Annotated in this window: 21 protein-coding genes; 10 read left to right on the top strand and 11 right to left on the bottom strand. The window is 68.8% G+C overall.

Going from position 1 to position 20,612, the window contains the following annotated elements:
- Positions 1 to 188 precede the first annotated feature (188 nt).
- Positions 189 to 965 carry an ABC transporter substrate-binding protein gene (locus BG90_RS02725; RefSeq protein WP_010114422.1) on the bottom strand — a complete coding sequence of 259 codons (777 nt, stop codon included), beginning with the start codon at positions 963 to 965 and terminating at the stop codon, positions 189 to 191.
- A 406-nt stretch (positions 966 to 1,371) separates the two neighbouring features.
- Here BG90_RS02725 and BG90_RS02720 point away from each other — a divergent pair, with 406 nt between their 5' ends.
- The gene (locus BG90_RS02720) at positions 1,372 to 2,070 is read left to right on the top strand and encodes a pirin family protein (protein ID WP_010114423.1); all 699 of its coding nucleotides are present in this window, start codon (positions 1,372 to 1,374) and stop codon (positions 2,068 to 2,070) included.
- 497 nt (positions 2,071 to 2,567) lie between these two features.
- On the opposite strand, the gene BG90_RS02715 is transcribed toward BG90_RS02720, so the two are convergent.
- Positions 2,568 to 3,113: a Spy/CpxP family protein refolding chaperone gene (locus BG90_RS02715; RefSeq protein WP_010114424.1), complete on the bottom strand. Its 546-nt coding sequence runs from the start codon at positions 3,111 to 3,113 to the stop codon at positions 2,568 to 2,570.
- 242 nt (positions 3,114 to 3,355) lie between these two features.
- On the opposite strand from BG90_RS02715, the gene BG90_RS02710 reads away from it, so the two are divergent.
- Both BG90_RS02710 and BG90_RS02705 read left to right on the top strand, forming a co-directional pair.
- The gene (locus tag BG90_RS02710; RefSeq protein WP_010102282.1) at positions 3,356 to 4,081 is read left to right on the top strand and encodes a response regulator; all 726 of its coding nucleotides are present in this window, start codon (positions 3,356 to 3,358) and stop codon (positions 4,079 to 4,081) included.
- A complete protein-coding gene (locus BG90_RS02705) occupies positions 4,065 to 5,378 on the top strand; it encodes an ATP-binding protein (protein WP_045568041.1) in 1,314 nt (437 codons plus the stop codon). The genes BG90_RS02710 and BG90_RS02705 overlap by 17 nt, the downstream gene beginning before the upstream one ends.
- 76 nt (positions 5,379 to 5,454) lie before the next feature.
- Here the strand turns inward: BG90_RS02705 and BG90_RS02700 are convergent, their stop codons facing one another.
- A complete protein-coding gene (locus tag BG90_RS02700) occupies positions 5,455 to 5,721 on the bottom strand; it encodes a double-stranded DNA-specific endonuclease (protein WP_010102286.1) in 267 nt (88 codons plus the stop codon).
- 498 nt (positions 5,722 to 6,219) lie between these two features.
- On the opposite strand from BG90_RS02700, the gene BG90_RS02690 reads away from it, so the two are divergent.
- Positions 6,220 to 7,974, top strand: a complete 1,755-nt coding sequence (locus tag BG90_RS02690; protein WP_010114426.1) for an ABC transporter permease — start codon at positions 6,220 to 6,222, stop codon at positions 7,972 to 7,974.
- Positions 7,975 to 8,016: 42 nt separating this feature from the next.
- Entirely contained in the window at positions 8,017 to 9,357 is a 1,341-nt protein-coding gene (locus BG90_RS02685; RefSeq protein ID WP_010102290.1) for an ABC transporter ATP-binding protein, read from the top strand.
- Between the two features lie 232 nt (positions 9,358 to 9,589).
- Here the strand turns inward: BG90_RS02685 and BG90_RS02680 are convergent, their stop codons facing one another.
- Together BG90_RS02680 and BG90_RS02675 are read right to left on the bottom strand one after the other, a co-directional pair.
- Entirely contained in the window at positions 9,590 to 10,099 is a 510-nt protein-coding gene (locus tag BG90_RS02680) for a hypothetical protein (protein WP_010114427.1), read from the bottom strand.
- Positions 10,096 to 10,647: a hypothetical protein gene (locus BG90_RS02675; protein WP_010102293.1), complete on the bottom strand. Its 552-nt coding sequence runs from the start codon at positions 10,645 to 10,647 to the stop codon at positions 10,096 to 10,098. The genes BG90_RS02680 and BG90_RS02675 overlap by 4 nt, the downstream gene beginning before the upstream one ends.
- Positions 10,648 to 10,934: 287 nt before the next feature.
- On the opposite strand from BG90_RS02675, the gene BG90_RS02670 reads away from it, so the two are divergent.
- From BG90_RS02670 to BG90_RS02660, 3 genes are all read left to right on the top strand, one after another.
- Positions 10,935 to 11,132: a hypothetical protein gene (locus BG90_RS02670; protein ID WP_025989720.1), complete on the top strand. Its 198-nt coding sequence runs from the start codon at positions 10,935 to 10,937 to the stop codon at positions 11,130 to 11,132.
- 132 nt (positions 11,133 to 11,264) lie between these two features.
- Positions 11,265 to 12,683, top strand: coding sequence for an alpha,alpha-trehalose-phosphate synthase (UDP-forming) (gene otsA / locus BG90_RS02665; RefSeq protein WP_010102295.1), 1,419 nt, complete (start codon positions 11,265 to 11,267; stop codon positions 12,681 to 12,683).
- Complete coding sequence (locus tag BG90_RS02660) at positions 12,676 to 13,275, top strand: AAA family ATPase (RefSeq protein ID WP_010102296.1); 600 nt, start codon at positions 12,676 to 12,678, stop codon at positions 13,273 to 13,275. Before otsA ends, BG90_RS02660 begins: the two co-directional genes overlap by 8 nt.
- 152 nt (positions 13,276 to 13,427) lie before the next feature.
- Here the strand turns inward: BG90_RS02660 and BG90_RS02655 are convergent, their stop codons facing one another.
- The 4 genes from BG90_RS02655 to BG90_RS02640 all read right to left on the bottom strand — a co-directional run bounded on the left by BG90_RS02655 (position 13,428) and on the right by BG90_RS02640 (position 17,264).
- Positions 13,428 to 14,045, bottom strand: coding sequence for a glycine zipper domain-containing protein (locus BG90_RS02655; RefSeq protein ID WP_010102297.1), 618 nt, complete (start codon positions 14,043 to 14,045; stop codon positions 13,428 to 13,430).
- Positions 14,046 to 14,456: 411 nt separating this feature from the next.
- Positions 14,457 to 15,830, bottom strand: coding sequence for an MFS transporter (locus BG90_RS02650; RefSeq protein WP_010114429.1), 1,374 nt, complete (start codon positions 15,828 to 15,830; stop codon positions 14,457 to 14,459).
- A 121-nt stretch (positions 15,831 to 15,951) separates the two neighbouring features.
- Positions 15,952 to 16,455 carry a YbhB/YbcL family Raf kinase inhibitor-like protein gene (locus BG90_RS02645; RefSeq protein ID WP_010102300.1) on the bottom strand — a complete coding sequence of 168 codons (504 nt, stop codon included), beginning with the start codon at positions 16,453 to 16,455 and terminating at the stop codon, positions 15,952 to 15,954.
- Positions 16,456 to 16,883: 428 nt separating this feature from the next.
- Entirely contained in the window at positions 16,884 to 17,264 is a 381-nt protein-coding gene (locus BG90_RS02640) for a DUF5594 family protein (protein ID WP_010102302.1), read from the bottom strand.
- A gap of 157 nt (positions 17,265 to 17,421) precedes the next feature.
- Between BG90_RS02640 and BG90_RS36370 the strand changes: the two genes are divergently transcribed.
- A complete protein-coding gene (locus BG90_RS36370) occupies positions 17,422 to 17,805 on the top strand; it encodes a hypothetical protein (RefSeq protein WP_025989721.1) in 384 nt (127 codons plus the stop codon).
- Positions 17,806 to 18,191: 386 nt separating this feature from the next.
- On the opposite strand, the gene BG90_RS02630 is transcribed toward BG90_RS36370, so the two are convergent.
- Complete coding sequence (locus tag BG90_RS02630; RefSeq protein ID WP_045568040.1) at positions 18,192 to 18,581, bottom strand: hypothetical protein; 390 nt, start codon at positions 18,579 to 18,581, stop codon at positions 18,192 to 18,194.
- 172 nt (positions 18,582 to 18,753) lie between these two features.
- Here BG90_RS02630 and eco point away from each other — a divergent pair, with 172 nt between their 5' ends.
- On the top strand, positions 18,754 to 19,293 hold the full coding sequence (gene eco, locus BG90_RS02625) for a serine protease inhibitor ecotin (RefSeq protein WP_038800549.1): 540 nt from the start codon (positions 18,754 to 18,756) through the stop codon (positions 19,291 to 19,293).
- Positions 19,294 to 19,399: 106 nt separating this feature from the next.
- Here the strand turns inward: eco and BG90_RS02620 are convergent, their stop codons facing one another.
- A complete protein-coding gene (locus tag BG90_RS02620; protein WP_010114432.1) occupies positions 19,400 to 20,539 on the bottom strand; it encodes a serine hydrolase in 1,140 nt (379 codons plus the stop codon).
- Between the last annotated feature and the right edge of the window lie 73 nt (positions 20,540 to 20,612).

Genomic DNA, 20,612 nt, shown 5'->3' with positions numbered 1-20,612 from the left:
CGTGCGCGCCGCGAAAGACGCGTCCCGCGTGTTGCGCGAGACGCCCCGTGCGTATCATTGCCGCTCCGCCTTCGCGGATCGCGCCGCCGCCTGCGTTCGGGCAGGGGACGGCGCTTCGCAGCGCGTGGTGTCGACCGCTGGTGCTGCACGGGCCGCGCGCCGGTCGCGACGCGCGGCCCGCTCGGCGCCTACTTCGCCGAATAGATGCTGTACGGGAAGTACTTGTGCGACAGCTTGTCGTACGTGCCGTCCTTGTGCATCGCCGCGAGCGCGCGGTCGATCGCGTCCTTCAGGTCCGCGTCTTCCTTGCGCAGGCCCATCGCGGTGCCGTCGCCGAGCGTCTTCGGATCCTTGACGGCCGGGCCCGCCCACGCGAAGCCCTTGCCGCGCGGCGTGCGCAGAAAGCCGTAGTCGGCCTGCAGCTCGTCTTGCAGCGTCGCGTCGAGGCGGCCCGAGCCGAGATCCGCGTACACCTGATCCTGGTTCTGGTACGACACGACCGTCACGCCCTTCGGCTCCCAGTGCGCTTTCGCGAAGGTCTCCTGGGTCGAGCCCTGCTCGACGCCGACGTGCTTGCCCTTCAGCGATTCGACGCTCGGCGCGAGCGGCGAGCCCGCCTTCGCGATCATCCGCGCGGGCGCGTCGTACAGCTTGTCGGAGAAATCGATCTGCTCGCGGCGCTTGGCGGTGACGGTCAGCGACGACACGATCACGTCGAACTTCTTCGCCTTCAGCGCGGGGATGATTCCGTCGAGATCCTGCGGCGTCCAGACGCACTTCACATTGATCCGCTTGCAGACTTCCTTCGCGAGATCGACGTCGAATCCGACGATCTCGCCGCTCGGCGCGGTCGATTCGAACGGCGGATAACTGGCGTCGACGCCGATCCGCACGGTCTTCCACTCCTTCGCGAAGGCGCCGGCCGCCGCGAAGGCGAGGGCCGCGCACAAGGCGAGCTTCTTCATGTCGTTCCTTATCCTGACTTCCCCGCCGCGCGGCCGGATGCACCCGGGCATGCGCGCGCCGGGCGTATTCTAGGCGGCCAAAATTCGCGTTCGTCGATGCCGGCGCGGCCCGCTTTGGGGCGAAGCGCCGTCGACGGCGGCCAAAAGCGCGGTATTTTACCCGAACGCCGGCCGCGGCTTCGAAGAAACGGCGAGCGCGTCTCGGCGGCCGCTCGGCCGCCCGGCGCACGAGGCCGCGCGACGCATCGCGCCGGCTCGTTGGCGTCGCTGCATTCATATGCGCGGCGCGTTGCTTGCTCGGACGATTGCACGGATCGGCGCAACGATCCGGTGCGCGCGCGCAGGATTGTTGCGGATGCGCGCCGCCCCTACATTCGAGGAAGTCGATTTTTCAGTGGGAGGCGCCATGTTCCAGATCCGCCGCGCAGGCGACCGCGGTCATGCCAATCATGGCTGGCTCGATACGCGTCACAGCTTTTCGTTCGCCGACTATCGCGATCCCGATCACATGCACTTCGGCGCGCTGCGCGTGCTGAACGACGACCGCATCGCGCCGACGCGGGGCTTCGGCATGCATCCGCACCGCGACATGGAGATCATCACGTACGTGCTCGACGGCGCGCTCGCGCACCGCGACAGCATGGGCAACGGCTCGATCGTCCGCGCGGGCGACGTGCAGCGGATGAGCGCGGGCACGGGGATCGTGCACAGCGAATACAACGCGTCGCGGGACGCGCCGCTGCATCTGCTGCAGATCTGGCTGCTGCCGACCGAGCCGGGCGGCAAGCCCGGCTATCAGGAGGTGCGCTTCACCGACGCAGACAAGCGCGGCCGGCTGCGGCTCGTCGCGTCGCCGGACGGGCGCGACGGGTCGGTGTCGATGCGGGCGGACGCGTCGATCTACGCGGGCCTCGTCGACGGCGGCGAGCGTGCCGAGTTCGCGGTGCCGGCCGGGCGGCGCGTGTACGTGCACGTCGCGCGCGGCAGCGTGACGGTGAACGGCGAGGCGCTGGCGGCAGGCGACGGCGCACGCATCGCCGACGTCGAGACCGTTGCGTTCGAGCGCGGCGAGCGCGCGGAGGTGCTGTTGTTCGATCTCGCGTGACGCGATCGGCGGTGGGCGGGATGTCGGCTGGGATGTCGGCCGCGCGCTCGATCCCGGCACGGAGAGACCGGGCAACGAGAGGACGAGGCAAGCCGCGTGCCGATGCGAAAACACCGCGAGCGGGTGTGAGTCCGTTCGCGGTGTTTGCTTCAACGGCGGCCGGCCACCCGGCCGATAGCCGCGGACGAGATGCGGCCGACGAGATGCGCTCGGTCGGGGCGCGTCGTCGCTCCGATGAAGCCGGCCGGGCAGGGGATCGTCATGCAAAGCCGATCAAGCGGAACCGATCAAGCGGAACCGATCAAGCGGAACCGATCAAGCGGAACCGATCAAGCGGATCGATCCCGCGCGATCGCCCGGCGCTCGGCGGCCGAGCGCACCCATACCCGCCGAAAGCCATCCGGCCGGTCGCCCAAGGCCGCATCATGCAGCCGCAACGCGATCGATGGCCGGCACGACCCGCCCGAACCCGCCGGGCCAGGCCGCGCCGCCCGGCGTCACTGCTGCGGCGCGGGCGCCGACGCGCCCTTCGCCGCGCGGCGCTGCTCCCAGCGCTCCTTCATCTTCGCGTGACGTTCCTCCATCTTCGCGAACTGCTGCTTGAGCGCCGTGCTGACCGTCGCCTTCTGCTGGTCGTTCAGGCCGTTGTAGAACGCGAGCCACGCGGACGCCGTCTGCTCGCGCAACTGGGCGTTCTGCTGCTCGGCCTGCTGGCGCGCCGCGTGCATCGCGTTCAGGTCGAGGATCGGCTGGTTCCGCTGCGCCTGGAACTGCTGGCGCAGCGCCTCGTGGCTCTTGCGCATCGCCTCGCGGTTCTGCTTCATCGTGTTGACGGCGGCCTGCCACTGCTGCTCCTGCGCGGCGCTCAGGTTCAGCTTGTCGTGCACGCGCTGCATCATCATGAACGGGCCGCCGTCCATGTGGTGAGGTTCGCCGTGGCCGCCCGGCGGCGGCATGTCGGGCGGCGCGGCGTGCGAGACGGCGCTGAACGAAAGGGCGAGCACGGCGGCGGCGATGGCCAGGCGGGAAGTCTTCTTATACATTGAGCAACTCCTGTATTGAAAAGTCCGGTGCTGCGGCCGGCTCGGCGCCCGGGCGTTCGCGCCCCGCCGTCTGCCGGCATATCCGGTAAGGCGCAGCGTAGCCAAGCGGCGCCGCCGCCGTGTTACGCGCGCCGCGGTCGCGTTTACCGCGCATTACATTTTCCTTGCGCGGTAATCCGCAGTAACCCTTTCCGGCATTTGTTTCGTTCAGCCCCGCCAACCCGCACGGTAAACTTCACGCCATGACTACTCAGATCCTCATCGTCGACGACGACCAAGAACTGCGCGACCTGCTGCGCGACTACCTCGTGCGGCAAGGCATCGAGGTGTCCGTGCTGCACGACGCCGCTTCGCTCGAAAAGCGCCTCGAACGCGAGCGCCCCGATCTCATCGTGCTCGACCTGATGATGCCGGGCGTCGACGGCCTGACCGCGCTGCGTCAGCTCCGCGCGGCGGGCGACGACATTCCGGTGATCATGCTGACGGCGCGTGCGGACGACGTCGACCGCATCGTCGGCCTCGAGCTCGGCGCGGACGATTACCTCGGCAAGCCGTTCAACCCGCGCGAGCTGCTCGCGCGCGCGCAGGCGGTGCTGCGCCGCCGCCGCGCGACGCCGTCGGCGGCCGCGCCCGAGCAGCGCGAGCCGTACGCGTTCGGCCGTTTCGTGCTCGATTTCCAGGCGCGCACGCTGTCGGTCGACGGCAAGCCGGCAACACTGTCGAGCAGCGAATTCGCGCTCCTGAAGATCTTCGTCAACCATGCGCTGCGCACGCTGACCCGCGAGCGCCTGCTCGAACTGCTGCACGGCCCCGAGTACGACGGCACCGACCGCGGGATCGACGTGCAGGTCTGGCGACTGCGCCGGATCCTCGAAACCGATCCGTCGACGCCGCGCTTCATCCAGACGGTGCGCGGACGCGGCTACGTGTTCGTGCCGAACGGCGAGGCTCATGCGCAAACCCATTGATTCGCTGTTCGGGCGGCTCGCGCTCCTCGTCGTCTGCGTGCTGCTGCTGTCGCACTTCGCGTGGTATTTCGCGATCCGGCTCGAGCGCAATCAGTTCCAGACGCGCTATGCGGTCGAGGAGGCCGCGTTCCTCGTCGACGCGGTGCGCCAGCACGTCGAGCGTTCGCCCGACCAGCCGCTGCCGTCGCGCGTGCGGCTCGTCGCGCCGGGCAGCAGCGACGTGCCGGAGGCGAATCAGAATCTACCGCCCGCGTTGAAGCGCTTCGCCGACGACCTGCGCGACCGCCTGCCGCCCGGCACGCTGGTGCGCATCGGCCGGCCGGGCCATCCGCCCGTGCTGTGGGTGAAGCAGCCGACCGACCGCGACTGGATCGTCGTGCCGGTGCAGCCGCTGCGACCGCCGCGCCCGCTCGACCGGATGGTGCTCTGGCTCGTGATGATCTTTTCCGCCGCGGTGATGGCGGCGCTCTTCGCCGCGTGGCAGCTGCAGCAGCCGCTCAGCTCGCTCGCGCGCGCGGTCGCGCGCTTCGGCCGCGGGATGGCGGTGCCGCCGCTGCCCGAGCGCGGGCCGCGCGAGCTGCGCCAGCTCACGCACGGCTTCAATCAGATGGTTCAGCAGGTGTCGCGCGCGGAGAACGACCGTGCGGTGATGCTCGCGGGCGTCGCGCACGACCTGCGCACGCCGCTCGCGCGGATGCGGCTGCGCGCCGAGATGATGGAGGACGCGCGGCTGCGCGATGGCGTGGTGCGCGACGTCGACTCGATGACGCACATCGTCGACCAGTTCCTCGTATTCGCGCACGGCGACGCCGATCGCAGCGAGGCCGTGCCTGTCGATCAGGCGTGCGAGCGGATCGCGCGCACCTATCGCGCGGTGTCGCCGAACGCGCCCACCGTGCAGACCGATCTCGCGGCGGGGCCGGGCTTTCGCCTGTCGACGGCGACGCTCGACCGGGTGCTGTCGAACCTGCTCGACAACGCGCACGCATACGGCGCGCCGCCCGTCGTGATCGCGACCGCGCGCACCGCGACGGGCTACACGCTGACCGTCAGCGACCACGGCAAGGGCATCGCGCCGCGCGACCTGGCGGATGCGACGCGCCCGTTCGTGCGGCTCGATCCGGCGCGCGGCGGCAACGGGCACAGCGGTCTCGGGCTCGCGATCGTCGAGCGGCTCGTGCAGCGCACGGGCGGTTCATGTGAGATCGGCAACCGGGAGGAAGGGGGGCTGCGGGTTGCGATGTCGTTTCCGTTCGACGTCGTGCCGAAGGCGGAACCGCAGGTGGCGGCGTCCTGACGCGCCGCCGCCGCCCGGGCGGCGCGGGATCCTCGGGCGCCCGGCGCGACCCCGCCGGACGGCCGCGGGCGGCGGGTCACTCGCCGAAGAGCGTGCTGAGCGTCTCGGCGGCGTTGCTGTCGATCGTGTTGTAGGTGACGCTCGTCGCCTCGAAGATGTAGAGCGTCGTGTATTTGCCGACACGGTCGAGGATGTCCTCCTGGAGCGTCTCCGGCACGATGTTCATGTTCAGATACCAGGCCGTCGACGACAGCCGCGTCTGGAACGAGCCGTACTCTTGCATCAGTTGATCGAACGCTTCGGCGTCCTGGTCCCGGCACACGATAACCAGATTTCCTGCCATTCACTCCTCCTGATTGACCATCGGCCCTCTCGGGCAAGTACCGATCATACCCGCTTCGGCGTGTCCGTTCGTCGATGAACGCCTCGCCCGGCCGGCGCGCGCGTCGCGCGCTTGCGCGAAGGCGGGTTCACGGCAGGGCCGGATCGCGGCATAATTCGGCGTTGCGGCGCAGCAGCGGCCAGCCGGCGCGCCGCCACTTCCTGCAGATTCGCCCGCCGCCCGCCCGCTTCGGGCCCGATGCGCTCGCGGCCGGGCCGGATTTCCACCGTTCGTCATCCGGAAGGTTGTGCCTGAAATGCAGGATGTAGTAGTGTCGTGCCGTCGCGAGGCCGGGAGATCCCCGCTGCGCGAGCGAAACGCCGGCGCCCGAGATGCGCGGCAGCTTTCGCGGCACCTGTAGTCAAAACGAATTACTGCGTAAGCGCGCCTTGCCATGAGTCACATTCGCTTTCTGGCCTCATTTATCGATTCGCACGGCCTTGCCGGGGAGGGCGCCTGATGGATCTCGGATTCGATCCGAACCGGATCGCCAACGCGTCTGCGTGGCGTGTCCTGCCGAACCGCTGGGACTTCGTCGCGTTCCCGCTCATCATCTGCGTGATCGCGATGGCGGCGATCGGTTTTCACGAAACGATGGCGCCCATCGCGACGCTCGGGACGCAGAAGATATCGCTCGACCCGGCCAACCTGCCCGAGTACGCGCTGCGCACGACGCTGCGGATGCTCGCGGCGATGGTCGCGTCGCTCGTCTTCACGCTCGTCTACGGCACGCTCGCGGCGAAGAGCCGCCGCGCGGGGATGGTGCTCGTGCCGATCCTCGACATCCTGCAGTCGGTGCCCGTCCTCGGCTACATCTCGTTTACGGTCACGTTCTTCCTCGCGCTCTTCCCGAGCCGCGTGCTGGGCGCCGAGCTCGCCGCGATCTTCGCGATCTTCACGAGCCAGGCGTGGAACATGACGTTCAGCTTCTACCAGTCGCTGCGCACGGTGCCGCGCGATCTCGACGAGGTGTCGCGCGGCTTCCACCTGACCGTGTGGCAGCGCTTCTGGAAGCTCGAAGTGCCGTTCTCGATGCCGGGCCTCATCTGGAACATGATGATGTCGATGTCGGGCGGCTGGTTCTTCGTCGTCGCGTCGGAGGCGATCACGGTCGGCAATCACACGATCACGCTGCCCGGCATCGGCGCTTATCTCGCTCAGGCGATCACCGATCAGAACCTGAGGGCGGTCGGCTGGGTGATTCTCACGATGACGATCGTGATCCTCGCGTACGATCAACTGCTGTTCCGTCCGCTCGTTGCGTGGGCGGACAAGTTCCGGATGGAGACGACGAGCTCCGGCAACGCGCCCGAATCGTGGCTCCTCGATCTCGTGCGCCGCACGCGCCTCATTCATCAGCTGCTCGTGCCGGCCGGCTGGTTCTTCGCGAAGGCGGCGCGCATTCCGCTGCGCGTGCCGTCGCTCGACGCCGTGCGCTTCACGATGCCGCGCGTCGAGAAGAAGGCGTCGCGCGTCGCCGACATCGCGTGGGCGATTCTCGTGATCGCCGGCACGATTTATGTCGTCTCGCGCGTGTTCGTCTACGTGAAGACGGGCGTGACGCTCGCCGAGGTTGGCCACGTGTTCGTGCTCGGGCTCATCACGCTGCTGCGCGTCATGCTGCTCATCGCGCTCGCGTCGCTCGTCTGGGTGCCGATCGGCGTGTGGATCGGCCTGCGGCCCGCGATCGCCGAGAAGGTGCAGCCGATCGCGCAGTTCCTCGCGGCGTTCCCCGCGAACCTGCTGTTCCCGGTGTTCGTGATCGTGATCGCGCGCTTTCACCTGAACGCCGACATCTGGCTGTCGCCCCTCATCGTGCTCGGCACCCAGTGGTATATCCTGTTCAACGTGATCGCGGGCGCGACCGCCTATCCGAACGACTATCGCGAAGCGGCCACCAATTTCCGCATCCGCGGCTGGCAATGGTGGCGGCAGGCGATCCTGCCCGGCATCTTCCCGTACTACGTGACGGGCGCGATCACCGCGTCGGGCGGCGCGTGGAACGCGAGCATCGTGTCGGAGTTCGTCCAGTGGGGCGACACCAAGATCCAGGCGCACGGCCTCGGCGCGTACATCGCGCAGACGACGGCCGCGGGCGACTACCCGAAGATCATCCTGGGCATCGCCGTGATGTCCCTGTTCGTCACCTTGTTCAACCGCCTGTTGTGGCGTCCGCTGTACGCGTACGCCGAAGCGAAGCTGCGTCTCGATTGAGACTGATGTCAGCCGATTGAGACCGACCGAGAGCGAAACGCGATGCAAAACCCGAATGCTGTAAACGCCCCCGTCCAGACGCCGCCCGCGCCGCCGCGGGGCGGCGAAGAAATCCTGCGCGTCGAGAACGTGAGCCGCGGCTTCAACAAGACGCAGGGCGAGCTGCTCGTGCTCGACGGCGCGAACCTGTCGCTGCGCGAAGGCGAGATCGTCGGCCTGCTCGGCCGCTCGGGCTCCGGCAAGTCGACGCTCTTGCGCATCATCGCCGGCCTCATCGAGCCGACGGGCGGCGAGATCACCTACCTCGGCAAGCCGCTCTCCGGCCCGGCCGAAGGCGTCGCGATGGTGTTCCAGACCTTCGCGCTGTTTCCGTGGCTCACCGTGCTGCAGAACGTCGAAGCGGGCCTCGAGGCGCTCGGCGTCGGCGCGCGCGAACGGCGCGAGCGCGCGCTCGCCGCGATCGACCTGATTGGTCTCGACGGCTTCGAGAACGCGTATCCGCGCGAGCTGTCGGGCGGCATGCGCCAGCGCGTCGGCTTCGCGCGCGCGCTCGTCGTCGATCCGACGCTGCTGCTGATGGACGAGCCGTTCTCCGCGCTCGACGTGCTGACGGCCGAGACGCTGCGTACCGACCTGCTCGATCTGTGGACGCAGGGCCGGATGCCGATCAAGTCGGTGCTGATCGTCACGCACAACATCGAGGAAGCGGTGTTCATGTGCGACCGGATCCTCGTGCTGTCGTCGAATCCCGGACGCGTGATCGCCGAGATCAAGGTGCCGTTCAAGCATCCGCGCAATCGCCTCGACCCGGCGTTCCGCCGGCTCGTCGACGACATCTACGCGAAGATGACCGCGCGCCAGGTCGGCGAGGCGACGAAGAAGGGGCTCGAGCTCGGCAGCTGGCTGCCGCAGGTGTCGACGAACCTGATGGCGGGTCTCATCGAAACGCTTGCCGCGCCGCCGTACCACGGCCGCGCGGACATGCCGGAAATCGCGCGCACGCTGCATCTCGAGGTCGACGACCTGTTCCCGATCGCCGAAGTGCTGCAGTACCTCGGCTTCGCCGACGTGCGCGAGGGCGACGTGTTCCTGACGCCGCCGGGCCGCGTGTTCGCCGAGTTCGGCACGCAGGAGCGCAAGATGATGTTCGCCGAGCATCTGCTGCGCCACGTGCCGCTCGCCGCGCGGATCAAGAAGGTGCTCAACGAGCGTCCGGGCCATCGCGCGCCGCGCGTGCGCTTCGAGCAGGAGCTCGAGGACTTCCTGTCGGACGGCGCGGCCGAGGAGACGCTCGACGCGGTGATCGACTGGGGCCGGTACGGCGAGATCTTCTCGTACAACGACCAGACCGAAATCTTCAGTCTCGAGGACGTCGAATCGTAAGCGGCGGCGGGCCGTTCGCGGCCCGCAGGTCGTCGAGCGGTGAGGAAGGCGGGAGGCTTGCGGTCGCCTCGTGCGTCGCCGCCGCGGCGCGCGGCCGCCGGCGCGTTCGGATTCGTTTGCGCGTCGAGCGGGAGAGGGCGGGGCGAGGGCCGTGACGGCGGGGCGGCGGTGTGATCGAGGCCGCGCCGCGTTGCCGCTGCTTGGAACGCGGCAGCCGTGCGCAATGCCGGCGTTATTGCAGATTGCCCCAGCGCTCGACGGCCGGCTCAGCCGACGCCCATTGCCAGCCGCGCGCATCCTGGCACGTGCTCGCCAAATACCAGTCGGCGCGCGCGCCGTCCCTCACCGAAAACGCGAATTCCTTGCAAAGCGCGAGCGGCGTCTGGAACGCGCGCGTCACGCGCACCTCGCCTTCGCCGTTCTCGAGCGGCACCCTGTTCCTCACCTGCCACGCGCGCGTCTCGCCGACTGCGAGACCGCCCGCCGCCTGTGCGATCGCGTCCTGCTGATTCTTGTGCAACTGCTTCATCGTCCGGTTGACGGCTTCGTCGGTCGCCGCCTGCACCGCGATGCCGACGCCGACGCCGACCGCCGGATTCGCGGTGACGAGGCCCGTCGCCGCGCCTGCGAGCGCGCCGCTCGCCGCGCCGACCGAGCCGCAGCCGGAGAGGCCGATCGCCGCCGCGGCGAGCAGCACGAGCGCGGTCGCGAGCGGCAGCGCCGCGCGCGTATTCACGCTCATTGCAGCGCTCCCCAGCGTTCGGTCGCGGGTTCCGCGGACGCCCACTTCCATGCCGGGCCGTCCCGGCAGATCGTCGCGACGTAGAAGCCCGATTGCGCGGGCGCGTTCTGCTTCGCGTCGGTATCGACCGAGAACACGATTTCCTTGCAGTCGAGCGGTCCGACGCTGATGAGCCGGCTTACGGTCACGCGGCCGTGCTCGTCGTCCTCGATCGGGAACGCGTGATGCGTCGACCAAGGCGCGACGGCGCCGACCTCGAGCGGCCCGGCCGCCTCGGCGATCCTCGCCTGCGAGTAGCGATGCGCGACGCGCTGCGTGTACTGGACGCCCGCCCGCGCGCCCGCGACGGCGCCGAGGCCGATGCCGGTCGCGACGGCGGCGTTGTTCGTGACTTTCGAGGCGATGGCTGCGCCGGCGATACCGGCGCCTGCCGTCGCGCCTTCGCTATAGAGCGAATTGCAGCCGGACAGCAGCGTGGCGATTGCGGCGGCGCCGAGCGTAGCCCACGCGGCCCAACGGCGCGTAGGCCGTGCGATGCGATGGTTCATCCCTGAATGCGGTCCTGTCTTCGTGCGTTGCGCGTGTGCGCAGCGAGCGTAGAGCGCCATTGTTCTGCAATTGTCCGACGAGAAATGCAAACAATTGACAACCGTTTGCCGCGCACGCTGAGGGCGCGCGAGCGGCAACATTGTGGTGCAAAGCCACGCCGAGGGGTCGAATCGTTACAAATTGAATGTAATTGTTACCGTGAACCAAGCCTGGAGCACCTAGACTAAAGAGCTATGGACTGTTTCACTGACGGCCTCGCGCCGCTCCGATCATGAGACACCCTGCCATGCGCCGCTCCAAGCGCCCCGAGCATCGCGGGCGCGACGCCGGCACCGGCCCGTCGCGGCCGGCCAACGTTCCGAACTCTCCCGCGCCCGCCGGCTCCGCGCCCGATACGCCTGCGGACGGCGATCACAACCAGGGCGGCGCCCGCCCGGAAGGGCTCGATTATCAACGCGACCTCGGCTCGGAGCAGGATGCATGACGAGGCCGCTGTTACATATGCTTGCATTTTTAACATTTGAACCGTCGCGAGGTGGCATGCGACTTGCCTGATTCGACGGGAAAGCTGTTTTCCTGTCCGCCGGGCAATCTGAATACAGGAGGGTAAGCCGTAATGAGCAGATTGATCGTGGTATCGAATCGCGTGGCGGCCGGCCAGGATGCGCGTCCGACTGCGGGCGGGCTGGCGGTCGGCGTGCTCGACGCGCTGAAGGAAACGGGCGGCGTCTGGTTCGGCTGGAACGGCGACATCGCCGGCGCGCCGGGCGAACCCGTGATCGAGCGGGACGGCAAGGTCACCTACGCAACCGTTGGTCTCACACGCCGCGACTACGACCAGTACTACCGCGGCTTCTCGAACGCGACGCTCTGGCCGGTATTCCACTATCGCGGCGATCTCGCGCGCTTCGATCGCCAGGAGTACGCGGGCTATCTGCGCGTGAACTGCTCGCTCGCGAAGCAACTGCGCGAGCTCGTCGAGCCCGACGACATCATCTGGGTGCACGACTACCACCTGCTGCCGTTCGCGCATTGCCTGCGCGAGCTCGGCGTGAAGAATCCGATCGGCTTTTTCCTGCACATCCCGTTTCCGACGCCGGAGATCCTGCGGATGGTGCCGCCGCACGAGGAGCTCGTGAAGTTCATGTGCGCGTACGACGTGGTCGGCTTCCAGACGGAAAGCGACAAGCAGGCGTTCGTCGACTACATCGAGCGGCGCGGGCACGGCACGTCGAGCGACGACGGGATGCTTCATGCGCACGGCCGCGTCGTGAAGGTCGCCGCGTATCCGATCGGTATCTATCCGGACGCGATCGGCAAGGCGGCCGTCGAATACGGCTCGCGCAAGGCGGTGAAGGCGCTGCGCGACACGACGGGCGAGCGCAAGCTCGTGATCAGCGTCGATCGTCTCGACTACTCGAAGGGGCTCGTCGAGCGCTTCCAGGCGTTCGAGCGGATGCTCGCGAACGCGCCCGGCTGGCAAGGGCGCGTGTCGCTCGTGCAGATCGCGCCGCCGACCCGCTCCGACGTGCAGACCTACCAGCGCATCCGCCAGACGCTCGAAGGCGAGGCGGGGCGCATCAACGGCCGCTTCGCGCAGCTCGACTGGACGCCGATCCAGTACCTGAACCGCAAGTACGAGCGCAACCTGCTGATGGCGCTTTTCAGGCTGTCGCAGGTCGGCTACGTGACGCCGCTGCGCGACGGGATGAATCTCGTCGCGAAGGAGTACGTCGCATCGCAGGATCCGAACGATCCGGGCGTGCTCGTGCTGTCCGAATTCGCGGGCGCGGCGGCCGAGCTGCCGGGCGCGCTGCTCGTCAATCCGTTCGACTTGTCGCAGATGGCGGAATCGCTCGAGCGCGCGCTCGCGATGCCGCTCGAGGAGCGGCAGGCGCGTCACGCGGACAACATCGCGCGGCTGCGCCAGAGCGATCTGTCGGTGTGGCGCGATTCGTTCCTGACCGATCTGCGCAGCGTCGCGACGGCGGCGTCCGTCACGCAGCGCGCGGGGCGGCGCGTCGCGAATGCTTGACGCGGGCGTCGAAGCGCGCGCCGGCGAGCCCGGCGCCGATGCCGATGCGGCCGCCGCGCGTTTCTTCGTGATCACGGGCGGGCCCGGCTCGGGCAAGAGCACGCTGATCGATGCGCTCGAAGCGCGGGGCTACGCGCGCTCGCACGAAGCCGGGCGCGGCGTGATTCAGGATCAGATGGCGATCGGCGGCCACGCGCTGCCGTGGCGCGATCCCGCCGCGTTCGCCGAATTGATGCTCGGTTGGGAAATGCGCTCGCACCGCTTCGCGCGATGCGCGCGCGGGCCCGTGTTCTTCGATCGCGGCGTGCCGGACGTGATCGGCTATCTGCGCCTGTCCGCGCGGCCCGTTCCCGCGCATCTTGCCGCGGCCGCCGAGCGGTTCCGCTATCGCCGCGACGTGTTCATCGCGCCGCCGTGGCCGGAGATCTATGCGCAGGACGCCGAACGGAAGCAGGATTACGCGGAGGCCGTGCGCACCTACGACGCAATGGTCGATACGTATGCGGCATGCGGCTATCGGCTGATCGAACTGCCGCGCGCGAGCGTCGACGAGCGTTGCCGCTTCGTGCTCGACGTCGTCGCGGCGGCGTGATTGCCGCCGCGCGCTTCGCCTCTTCTTCTGCGCGATGAGGGCGCTGATCGGCATCGCACCGGCCCCGCGCCTTTCCCATCGTCGCTTCGCTTTCCTTCCCGTTCGCTGCCGTCGTTTCGATCTCTCGTTCGACGCGGCCGCGGACGCGTCGCTCAAGCGTGGCGATGCGTCGGCTGCTGCGGTGCGCTGGTGAAAGGCTCGGGCGTGCGGGTCGGATCGAAGTCCGCCCAGCGGCCCGACTGCCAGTGTCCCGTCGCGCGCTCGATGTCGCCGCCGCCCGCCTCGGCGAGCACGCGCGCGGCTTCGCCTTGCGAATCGGCCGTCACGTGCACGGCGACGAGCATTCCCGACGCGCGCATCTCGTGATGGATCGCTTCGTGCGTGATTTCGCGCACGTGCGTGCGAGAGAAGTCTTCCTTGTGCATCATTCTGCCGAGCCATCCGCCGAGATACGCGCCGACGCCCGCCGCACAGATCGCGACGACGAGCGACGGCGTGGCGAGCGAAAACAGCGCGACGCCGAAGATTGCGCCGACGACGGCGCCGATCGTCGCGCCGTGCCTCGCGTGCTGCATCGCGCCGATGGGAGGCGGCGCGGCCGGGTGCTCGGCGTGGGACGGGTATTCCGACGATTGTCGCGCGTGCTGGCCGCGCGGATTGACGAAGAACAGACTGACGTCCTCGGCGACGAAGCCGCTGTCGAGAAGCCGCTTGGCGGCGGCCTCGGCGGCGCGCTGCGTCGTGAAGCGTGCTGCGACGATCAATGACATGGCGCCCTCCTGACGATGGCGTATGGGCCATCCGAATCCCGTCGCCCGAACGTCGGATGCGCTCGACTCGCGGCGCGGGCATGTATTGGACAGACGGCGCGGGAAGGAGTGCGGGCGAGGATGGGCCGGGTATGCGGATTCGGGCGAGGTTTGTCGCGGTGGCTGGCGGGGAATAACGGGGCGGGAATATGGCGGCGGTGGCGGGCGACGGGCGGCTGGATCGCCGATGCGTTCAATGGGCCGGATTGTCCGAATGGCCGAATCGACGGGGCTGCGGCGTGCTGCGAAAGTGGTGGGGCGCTGCGGCGGGATGCGTACGGTGACGGATCGGCCAAATCGACCTGCCGGCGAAGCGATGCGCTGGCGGTCGCGCGCCAACCCGCGCGGACGGTCTCGGCGAGCGGCTCCGCGTCACCCCGCGGCGGCGGCCGTGTCGCGCTGCGCCCTGATTCTCATCAGGCTGACGGCCGCCGCGACGGCGGCGAACGCGGTTGCGGCATAGAGCGCGATCGTCGGCCCATGTTGCGGCGCGACGCCGAAGATCAGCGCGACGAACGCGGCGCCGAGCGTCTGTCCGGTGAGCCGCGCGGTGCCGAGCATCCCGCTCGCGCCGCCCGCGCGCTCGCGCGGCGCGGACGACAGGATCGCGCGGTTGTTCGGCGACTGGAAGAGTCCGAAGCCTGCGCCGCAGAGCGCCATCCGCCAGACGATGTCGACGGGCGTCGGATGCGCGCCGATCGTCGCGAGCGCGAGCAGGCCCGATGCGAAGAGCGCGAGGCCGATGCCGCCCAGCGCGCCCGCCGAATAGCGGTCCGACAGCACGCCCGCGAGCGGGGCGGCGATCACGATGACGAGCGGCCACGGCGTCATGTAGAGCCCGGTCTGCACCTGCGAGAAGCCGAGCGTGTTCTGCAGCCAGAACGGCAGCGCAACGAACGCGAGCATTTGCGACGTGAACGACGCGACCGACGTGCCGATCGACAGCGCGAAGATCGGGATGCGCAGCAGATCGACGGGCAGGAGCGGCGCAGGCTGCGTCAGTTGCCGCTTGACGAAGAAGTAGCCGATGACGATGGCCGCGAGCGCGGTGACTGCGGCGCTCGCGTGGTTTTCGCCATGCCCGAGCGCGTCGACGGAGAGGATCAGCAGCCCGAACACGCACGCGTTCATCACGGCGCCGATGAAATCGTACGGCGCGTCGCGGCCCGGATTCACGGGCAGCGCGCGCAGGCTGCCGTACACGGCGGCGACGCCGATCGGCACGTTGATCGCGAAAAGCCACGGCCACGGCGCGACGGCGAGCACGGCGGACGCGACGGTCGGTCCGATCGCCGACGACAGCGCGACGACCATCGCGTTGATCGCGACGCCGCGTCCGAGCTGCGACGACGGATAGATCATCCGGACGAGCGCGGTGTTGACGCTCATGATGCCGGCGGCGCCGAAGCCCTGAATCACGCGCAGCGTCGCGAGCGCGGGCAGCGTGCTCGACAGCGCGCAGCCGAACGACGCCGCGGTGAAAAGCGCGAGCCCCGCGATGTAGACGCGCCGATAGCCGATCCGGTCGCCGAGCGACGCGAGCGGCAGCAGCGAAATCGTGACGGCGAGCTGGTACGCGTTGACGATCCAGATCGACGCGGCGTCGGATGCGCGCAGATCGCGGGCGATGGTGGGCAGCGCGACGTTCGCGATCGCGCCGTCGAGCACCGCGAGCGTGATGCCCAACGCGACGCAGACGATCGCCCAGTAGCGTTGCGGGAGCGGCAGTCCGGAGTCGGCGTTCATGGCGGAAGCGATGGCGAGGCGGCGAGGGGGCGGCGATTCGTTGCGAATGCAGCCGCCGGCTTGCGCGCTGACGCGCATGGCCGGCGGCGAAGGACCGGGCGGGGCGCCCGGCCCGGACGGCTTACTTCAGTTCGTAGAGGCCGGTGTAAGTCGCCGAATCGAGTTCGTTCAGATGGATCATGAAGCGGGCGACCGCGTTGGTCGTGTCCTTCGTGACGGGCAACGTGTCGACCTTCAGCGCGTGCAGGCGGAAGATGTAGCGGTGCGGCTTGTCGCCGCGCGGCGGCGCGGCGCCGCCGAAGCCTTCGTCGCCGTAGTCGTTGCGCACCTGCACGGCGCCCGCGGGCAGTGCGGCGCTGCCTGCCGCGCCCGCATCTTGAGGCAGGGTCGTCGCATCGACAGGGATGTTGACGACGGTCCAGTGCCAGAAGCCGCTGCCCGTCGGCGCGTCGGGATCGTAGACCGTCAGCGCGAGGCTCTTCGCATCGGCGGGCACGCCTTCCCAGTGAAGCGCGGGCGACCGGTTGCCGCCGTCGACGCCGAAGCCTTCGTGTTTGTATTCCTGTGCCTTCGGCATGAAGCCGTTGGCCGGAAACTCGTCAGTCCAAAGCCGGAAATCAGCCATGGGGGCCTCCTCGTGAAGTTCGACAGAAAGACGCCTGCGTCGCGGCGACGAATGCTCGCGAGCATCGGCGTGAGCCGATCGAGTGTATCACCGGCGCTCGAATCGTGAAGTCGGGCGGGGGCGTGGGGATGACCGCGCGTTGCGAGCGGCGCCGCGCGCTGTGCCGCGGCGTGGCGAAGCGGTGCGGAAGCGGCGAAGGCATGGTCGCTCGAACTCGTGCGGGGAGGCCGGGCGAGCATTCGGGATCAGGCAATCAGGTGATCGGGACTCGGGAGACCGTCGGCGAGGTGATCATGCGTGATGTGATGGCGATCGGCCGCGACGGCGAATCGCCAAGCGAATCGACAGGCCAATCGACAGGCCAATCGACGCATCGAGACGCGGCGAATCCGTCCGTCAATCGAGCGAGACGACGCGCTCCGCCACCGTCATGCCTCGAAATCAAGCCCGCCGATCAGCACGAACGCATCGGCTTGCGTGCGCGAGCCGAAGTCGATGCCGCGCGCGTTTTCCCAGGCCGGCAGCTTGCGCCCCAACGCGGCGAGATAGCGCTCGAAGCGCGCGGGCCCGTCCGCCGCCATCAGACGCTCGATCTCGTCGGTGTCCCACGTAAGCGCGATGTCGAGCGGATGCGCGTAGCCGCGCACGTGCTCGGCGGGCGGCGCGGCGATCCGCACTTGTGTCGGATGGCCGTGTCCGCCGTAGCCGACGACCTCGGCGCTCGCCCGGTGACCCAGCAAGTCGGCGATTGCGCGCGCGATGCGCGGCGCGAACTCGGTATCGAATTGGCGGGCGGTGTCTGGGCTCATCGAGGGCGTCTCCTGGGTGCCGAAAATCGTAGCACGGCCCACGCGGCGCGAGCACGGATGTGACACGCGTAATTCCACGTTACCACTTGCTGCATCTATTACGGTCGACGGCGCCCACAATGGGTTTCGTCATGCACCACGTTTGGCGGAGTCCGACATGAAGAAGATCGCGGCAGTTCTGGTGACGGCGGGCAGTCTCGCGCTTGCCGGCCCGGCTAGCGCGCACGATCGCGGCGGCGATATCGTCGGCGCGCTGATCGGCGGCGCTGTGCTGGGCGCGATCGTCACTTCTGCGCTGAATCCCGCGCCGGCCGTCGCGTACCCGGCGCCCGTATATCAGGCGCCCGCGTATCAGGCGCCTGCGTATCAGTCGCCTGCCTATCAGCCGGCGCAGTACCAACCCGCGCCTGCGTACGGCGGTCCGCCCGCGGGCTATTGCTACGACCGGTATCGACGCGCATACGTCGGTTGCGGCGCACAAGCGTACGACGACGGCTACGGCGCGTATGGCTACGCGCAGCCGCAGCCTGCCGGGTGGTAACGGGAACGACGCGCCCGGGGGAGTCGGCGCGATGCGCGGCCCGGCGCGCGCGATCCGGCGGCCGCATCCATGCGGTGTGGGTCGGATCGCGCTGATTCGATCGGGCGGATTTTGCGGCTGCCGGACGCCTTGGATGCCCATGCCGATCGAGCAGCGACGCGCTATCGAAACGCGCGAAGCAGTCCGCTTGGACGTTCTTCGAGAGGCGCGAGGAGAGCGAATGCTGTGATCGTCGGCGTCGGACGATGGCGCTGCCGACGCGCCGAGCCCCGTTCTTCAGACAGCAGGTCGATAGTCAGCGCGTCCGCTGCAATCGTCGCAGCGGTCCGCGACCGCAGCCGCCGCGCGCTTCTTCGATACAACTCGTTGCAAATCGACGGCGGGCGTCAATGTCGCCCGCCGTGGCCGCCGCCATTGCCGCCCCCGTTGCCCGGCCAATCGTTGCCGCCGCGGACGTTGCGGCCGCCCGCGGGGCCACGGCCGCCTTGCCAGCCGTTGCCGCGCCCGCCGCGCGACTGATCGCCGTGCCAATTGCCGCCGCCGCCGCGCCAGCCGCCTCGCCAGCGGTCGTCGTCGCCCCGCCAATGGTCGCGGTCCCGCCATCCGCCGCCGCCCCAGATGTTCACCGTTCCGTACACGGGCGAATAACCCGGTCCGTACACATAGCCGCCCGGATAGTACGGCTGCGCGTAGCCATAGCCGTAACCGTCGTCCGGCACGGCAACGCAGCCGGCAAGGAGCGCCGCGGCTCCGAGCGAAGCGACAAGTTTCAGCATGACATGCTCCTTTCTCTCTGTTTTCACTGCCGTTTCCATTGTGAAGCGCGCAGACCCGCTTGGTTCGAAGCGAATTGTGTCTGCACATTACAATCACGAAAGCAGTCGAAATGCGGAAGTTGGCTGCGCGTGACGCTTCCGTCCATATTCAACCACTCTTCAGGAGCACCGTATGAAATCAGCCTCTCGCTTGGTCGCCTGGGCGGCGTGCGCCGCACTCGTCGGCTTCTCCGGCGTCGCGGTGGCGGCGAGCGCGCCGACGTCCGCCACGGGCGTCGACGCCGCGTCCGCGCCCAAGCCGTCAGCGGAAGACATCAAGATGTTCCCGGCCGCGCAGGCGGGACAGAAGCGCGCAGTGATCGTGCTGCCCGCCGAAAAGCTGGAGGACGACATTCGCGTCGAGCTGATCGTCGGCAAGACGATCAAGGTCGACTGCAACCAGCACTGGTTCGGCGGCGATCTCAAGCATGAGACGGTGCAGGGCTGGGGCTATTCGTATTACGTGCTCGCCGATGCGAAGGGGCCGGCCGGCACGCTGATGGCGTGCCCGGGGCAGGACGCGCAGGAGGCGTTCGTGCCCGTCCGCGGCAGCGGCTATCTGCTGCGCTACAACAGCCGCCTGCCGATCGTCGTGTACGTGCCGAACGGATTCGATGTCCGCTACCGGCTGTGGTACGGGTCGAACGAAGTGGCGCGCGCGGTCGAGAAGTAAGCGGCGCCGCGCCGATCCGACGCAATGCGGCTTGGCCGCGGCGCGCAATGTGCGGGCGGAGTGCGGGCGGTGGGCGGTGCCCCGGCGGCGGACGTCCGCCGGGGCGTCATCGCATCGAGCACGTGAGCCAGCGACGGATCTTCATCGCATCGGCGATATGGTCGCTCGACCCCGGCGCGCCGAGCAGCACGATGTCGACGGGGCGCCCCCGCACCGCGTAGCGGAACACCACGCAATGGCCGGCTTCGTTGATGAAGCCGGTCTTCTGCAACATGATGTTCGAGTCGCCCGCGCGCACGAGCGCGTCCGAATTCACGTACCGGAGCTGGCCGCGGCCGGGGAAGACGGTCTTCGACGTATCGGTCGAGAACGTTTTGATGCGCGGATAGCGGCTCGCCGCGGCGACGAGCCGCGACAGATCGTGCGCCGTCGACACGTTGCGGGGCGACAGCCCGGTCGCGTTGACGAAATGCGTGTGCTTCATCCCGAGCGTGCGCGCCTTGCGGTTCATCGCGGCGACGAATGCCGGGCGGCCGCCCGCATAGTCGCGCGACAGCGCCGCCGCCGCGCGGTTTTCCGATGACATCAGCGCGATGTGCAGCATGTCGCGGCGCGACAGCACCGAGCCGACCTTCAGGCGCGATCCCGTGAGCTTCTCGTAGTCGCGGTCCTGTGCGCTGACGCGCAGCGGCCGCGACAGCGGCGCGCGCGTGTCGAGCGCGACCATCGACGTCATCAGCTTCGTGACCGACGCGATCGGCACGACGCGATTCGCATTTTTCTCGATCAATACCGTGCCCGTCCTTTCGTCGACGACGTAGATCGCGCGCGAGCGCAGCAGGCTGCGCGCCGCGCCGGTGTAGCCGCAGCTTGCGAGCAGTTGCGGCTTCGAGGCCGCGGCGGCGACGGCGCGCGACGCGCGGTGGCGCTTGCGCGTCGGTTGATGCGGATGCGCCGAGCGCGTGCGATGCCTGGTCTTCTTGTGGATCGCCGCGGGCTTCTTCTTCACGTGCGGCCGGTGATGTCGCGCGCGCGCTGTGCGCTTGACGTGCTTCGCATGAACGCTGCGCGCGATGCGGCAGGCGTTGCCGTGCGCGGCCGACGTGCGTGCACAGGTCTTTCCCGCCGCGTGCGCGGGCGACGCGAACGCGACGCACAGAATGGACGCGATCCAGACGAGGCAAACGGCGGAGAGCAGACGGACGGCGGAGAGGCCGGAGCGTGGACGATGCGGCGTGGATGACATGGCGATCGAGCAAGGAACAGGATTCGGGCGAACGTCTCGCGCGATAGGACAGCGGACCGGCCGGGAAATTCGC

It is taken from the genome of Burkholderia oklahomensis C6786 (genome assembly GCF_000959365.1).
GTDB classification, from domain to species: Bacteria; Pseudomonadota; Gammaproteobacteria; order Burkholderiales; family Burkholderiaceae; genus Burkholderia; species Burkholderia oklahomensis.
This window is presented reverse-complemented; position numbering and strand designations above follow the sequence as displayed.